At 71.4% G+C, this 4199-nt stretch carries 2 protein-coding genes and 1 pseudogene; all 3 read right to left on the bottom strand.

Annotated elements, in window-relative coordinates:
* Nucleotides 1–51 precede the first annotated feature (51 nt).
* Nucleotides 52–915 carry an MOSC domain-containing protein gene (locus E4O86_RS22365; protein WP_161142755.1) on the bottom strand — a complete coding sequence of 288 codons (864 nt, stop codon included), beginning with the start codon at nucleotides 913–915 and terminating at the stop codon, nucleotides 52–54.
* 226 nt (nucleotides 916–1141) lie between these two features.
* Nucleotides 1142–3745, bottom strand: a complete 2604-nt coding sequence (gene clpB / locus E4O86_RS22370) for an ATP-dependent chaperone ClpB (protein ID WP_161142756.1) — start codon at nucleotides 3743–3745, stop codon at nucleotides 1142–1144.
* A 267-nt stretch (nucleotides 3746–4012) separates the two neighbouring features.
* Nucleotides 4013–4199, bottom strand: a pseudogene (locus E4O86_RS22375) (hypothetical protein); the annotation flags it as partial.

Raw genomic sequence — 4199 nt, forward strand, 5'->3', positions numbered from 1 at the left:
AGGCGCCGCCCGTTCCGAGGGAGCAGGCGGGCCCGCAGAAGGCGTGAGCGCTCAGGCCCGCCCGGCCGCGGCGGCTGCGCCGGGCGCCGGACGGGTCCGCAGCGGCCAGCCGGCCCGCGTCTCCAGGATCTCGACCGGGTCGCCGACGCGGAGCGTGCCGAGGCCGTGCGGGATCGCGTTCCAGCCGAAGAGAACGCCCGCCAGCCGCCGGTCATCCGACATGCGGATGCGCCGGAGCGTCGCAAGCGGCTCGTCACCGGCGACCTCTCCGCGCGCCTGGTCGACGGTCGTGACCGTGCAGCGCGTGCACGGCTTCACGAGCGCGAGCTCGACCGGCCCGACGCGCAGGCGCGCCCAGCCGTCCTCCGCCCAGGCGGGCGCGCCCTCGATCACGAGGTTCGGCCGGAAGCGGTTCATCCCGAACGCCATCCCCGCCTCCTCCTCGAGCGCGGCGAGCGAGGACGGCGAGGCGACGAGGAGCGGGAAGGCATCCGCGAGGCTGACCTCGGCGCCCTCGGCCCAGGCCGGGTCCGCCGCACGGTGGGCCTCCTCCGGCTGGTGGCCGAGACGGACCGCGGAGCCGAGCCGGGCGGAAAGCCATTCCGCGGCCTCGGCCGCTTCGCGGAGCGGCACGGCGCTTCCCCAGACCGTCGCGGCGATCGCCGGCGCGCCGGGCCCGGGCATCGCCACGTCGACCGCCTCGCCCCCCATCGAGAGCCGCAGCCCCGTTTCCGTCTGCGCCACGCCGAGAAGCGCGAGCCGCGGGAACTCGCGCTGCGAGATGAACCGCCCGTTCGGGTCGACGAGCATCCAGCGGCGGTCGCCGGCGAGCCCGCGCGGCTCCAGCGCCGCGCTCGCGAGCGGAATGCCGCGCGCGCCCTTCACGGGATAGATGTTGATGGCGGCGAGTTGCATGAGGGGCCCCGGAAACGCAATCGGCCGGACTTAGTCTTCGCCGGCACTTCGCACGGCCCGCCGCCGCGACGCAATCCGGAAGCGGCCCTTCCGCACGGACCGCCCGCATGCCGGTACCGTCGCGGGTGTCCCAGCCGAGCTCTTGGTCCCGGCCGCGAGAGGATGGAAGCGACAAAAGAAGGGCGGCCCGCAGGCCGCCCCCCGTCGATCGCACATGCCGTAAAGCTCAGGCCGCCTGCGCCTCGGGCCTGTGCACGCTCCGGAACAGGAGCCGGTCGGTCCCGGCGGAGACCGCGACGGTATCGCCGTCCTTCACCTCGCCGGAGAGGATCTTCTCCGCGAGCGGGTCCTGCACCTGCTTCTGGATCACCCGCTTCAGCGGGCGCGCGCCATAGGCAGGGTCGTAGCCCTTCTCGGCGAGCCAGTGCGTGGCGCTCTGGTCGAGCTCGATGGCGATCTTGCGGTCCTCCAGCAGCTTCCTGAGCCGCTCCAGCTGGATCTCGACGATCGTCTCCATCTGGTTCCGCTTCAGCCGGTGGAAAAGGATGATCTCGTCCACACGGTTCAGGAACTCGGGCCGGAAGTTCGAGCGCACGACCGCCATCACCTGGTCGCGGACCGCATCGACGTCCTCGTCCTCGCGGAGCGCCGCCAGATATTCGGCGCCGAGATTGGAGGTCATCACGATCAGCGTGTTGCGGAAGTCCACCGTGCGGCCCTGGCCGTCGGTCAGCCGGCCGTCGTCGAGCACCTGCAGGAGCACGTTGAAGACGTCCGGGTGGGCCTTCTCGATCTCGTCGAACAGGATCACCTGGTACGGGCGCCGGCGCACGGCTTCCGTCAGCGCGCCGCCCTCCTCGTAGCCAACATAGCCCGGAGGCGCGCCGATCAGCCGGGCCACGGAGTGCTTCTCCATGTATTCCGACATGTCGATCCGGATCATCGCGGTCTCGTCGTCGAAGAGATAGTCGGCGAGCGCCTTGGTGAGCTCGGTCTTGCCGACGCCGGTCGGGCCCAGGAACATGAACGAGCCGATCGGCCGGTTCGGGTCCTGCAGCCCGGCGCGCGAGCGGCGGACCGCGGTGGACACGGCGTGGACCGCCTCGGCCTGGCCGACGACGCGGCGGCCGATCTCATCTTCCATCCGCAGCAGCTTCTCGCGCTCGCCCTCGAGCATCTTGTCGACCGGGATGCCGGTCCAGCGCGAGACGACGGAGGCGATATGGTCGGGTGTGACCGCCTCCTCCACCATGCCGGCGGCGCGGTCGGCGGCCTCGGCCTCCCTCAGCTTCCGCTCCAGATCCGGGATCACGCCATAGGCGAGCTCGCCCGCCCTGGCGAGGTCGCCGTGGCGCTGCGCGCGCTCGAGGTCCGTGCGGGCCTGGTCGAGCTGCTCCTTCAGCTTCTGCGCGGCGGAGAGCTTCTCCTTCTCGGCCTGCCATTTGGCGGTGAGCCCGGCCGATTCCTCCTCGAGCTCGGCGAGCTCGCGCTCGAGCCGGACGAGCCGGTCCTGCGAGGCCTGGTCGGTCTCCTTCTTCAGCGCCTCCCGCTCGATCTTGAGCTGGATGATGCGCCGGTCGAGCTCGTCGAGGTGCTCGGGCTTCGAATCGACCTGCATCCTCAGCCGCGAGGCGGATTCGTCGACGAGGTCGATCGCCTTGTCCGGCAGGAAGCGGTCCGTGATGTAGCGGTTGGAGAGCACCGCCGCCGCCACGATCGCCGAATCGGTGATCCGCACACCGTGATGCAGCTCGTACTTCTCCTTGAGGCCGCGCAGGATGGAGATCGTGTCCTCCACCGTCGGCTCGGAGACGAAGACGGGCTGGAAGCGGCGCGCCAGCGCGGCGTCCTTCTCGACGTGCTTGCGGTACTCGTCGAGCGTGGTCGCGCCGACGCAGTGCAGCTCGCCGCGGGCGAGCGCCGGCTTCAGGAGGTTGGAGGCGTCCATCGCCCCCTCGCCTGCCTTGCCGGCGCCGACCAGCGTGTGCATCTCGTCGATGAAGAGGATGATCGTGCCTTCGGCGGCCTGGATCTCGGAGAGCACCGCCTTGAGGCGCTCCTCGAACTCGCCGCGATATTTCGCGCCGGCGATGAGCGCGCCCATGTCGAGCGCCATCAGCTTCTTGTCGCGCAGGCTCTCCGGCACGTCGCCGTTCACGATCCGCTGGGCGAGGCCCTCCACGATCGCCGTCTTGCCGACGCCCGGCTCGCCGATCAGCACCGGGTTGTTCTTGGTGCGGCGGGAAAGGACCTGGATGGTGCGGCGGATCTCCTCGTCGCGGCCGATCACCGGGTCGAGCCTGCCGTCGCGCGCCTCCTGGGTGAGGTCGCGCGCATATTTGCGGAGCGCGTCGTAGCCCTGCTCGGCGCCCGCCGTGTCGGCCGTGCGGCCCTTGCGGATCTCGTTGATCGCCTGGTTGAGCGCGGTCGGGGTCACGCCGGCATTGGCGAGGATCTGCGCGGTGCCGGCATCCTTTTCCATCGCGAGCGCGAGGAGGAGCCGCTCGACCGTCACGTAGCTGTCGCCCGCCTTCTCGGCGATCTGGGTCGCGGTCGCGAAGATCTTGGCGAGCGGCTGGGCGAGATAGAGCTGGCCGGACCCGCCGGACACCTTCGGGACGCGCGCGAGCGCGGCATCGACTGCGAGCGCGGCATCGCGCGGCCGGCCGCCGGCGCGCTCGATGAGGCCCGATGCCAAGCCTTCGGGATCGTCCAGGAGCACCTTCAGGAGATGCTCCGGCGTGAATTGCTGGTGTCCCTGCCCAAGCGCATAGGTCTGCGCGGACTGGACGAAGCCGCGGGCGCGATCGGTATATTTCTCGAAGTTCATGCGTCACCCCTTCTGGTCTGCCGTCCCGACCCGAAGCATCGGCGCGGCACCCTGAAACCGGCCCCTGACGGCGGCCGTGCGCCTGATATGGTGTGACGATTCTGCAACGCAACGGCCTCGGAGCGACCCTGGCCGATATTGGACCCGGCGCGGTCCGCCGCGTTGATCTCGCGCAATCCGGCCGGGTGCCGGCCGGGTGCCGGAGGCCCCGCCGGACGGGCCCGAAACGGAAACGGGCCGGTCCCGGACCGGCCCTCGCGAAGCGTCTCAGCGGTCGGGAAACGCCGCCAGCGCCGCTTCCCCGTCGCGGGTTCCGCCGTCCTGCTCGGCCTCGCCCACGTCGACGATCTTGGCGCGGGTCCTGCGCCGCTTCGGCTTCGGCGCGGCCTCCGCCTCCGCCGGTCCGGCCTCCGCGGCCGCGGGCTGCTCGGGCGGCGCCCCGGCCGGCTCGGCG

It is taken from the genome of Propylenella binzhouense (assembly GCF_009866965.1).
Taxonomy (GTDB): Bacteria; Pseudomonadota; Alphaproteobacteria; order Rhizobiales; family Afifellaceae; genus Propylenella; species Propylenella binzhouense.

Coding starts and splice junctions, on each gene's coding strand:
- E4O86_RS22365 (WP_161142755.1), bottom strand. CDS start 915: ATGCAACTCGCCGCCATCAACATCTATCCCGTGAAGGGCGCGCGCGGC.
- clpB (WP_161142756.1), bottom strand. CDS start 3,745: ATGAACTTCGAGAAATATACCGATCGCGCCCGCGGCTTCGTCCAGTCC.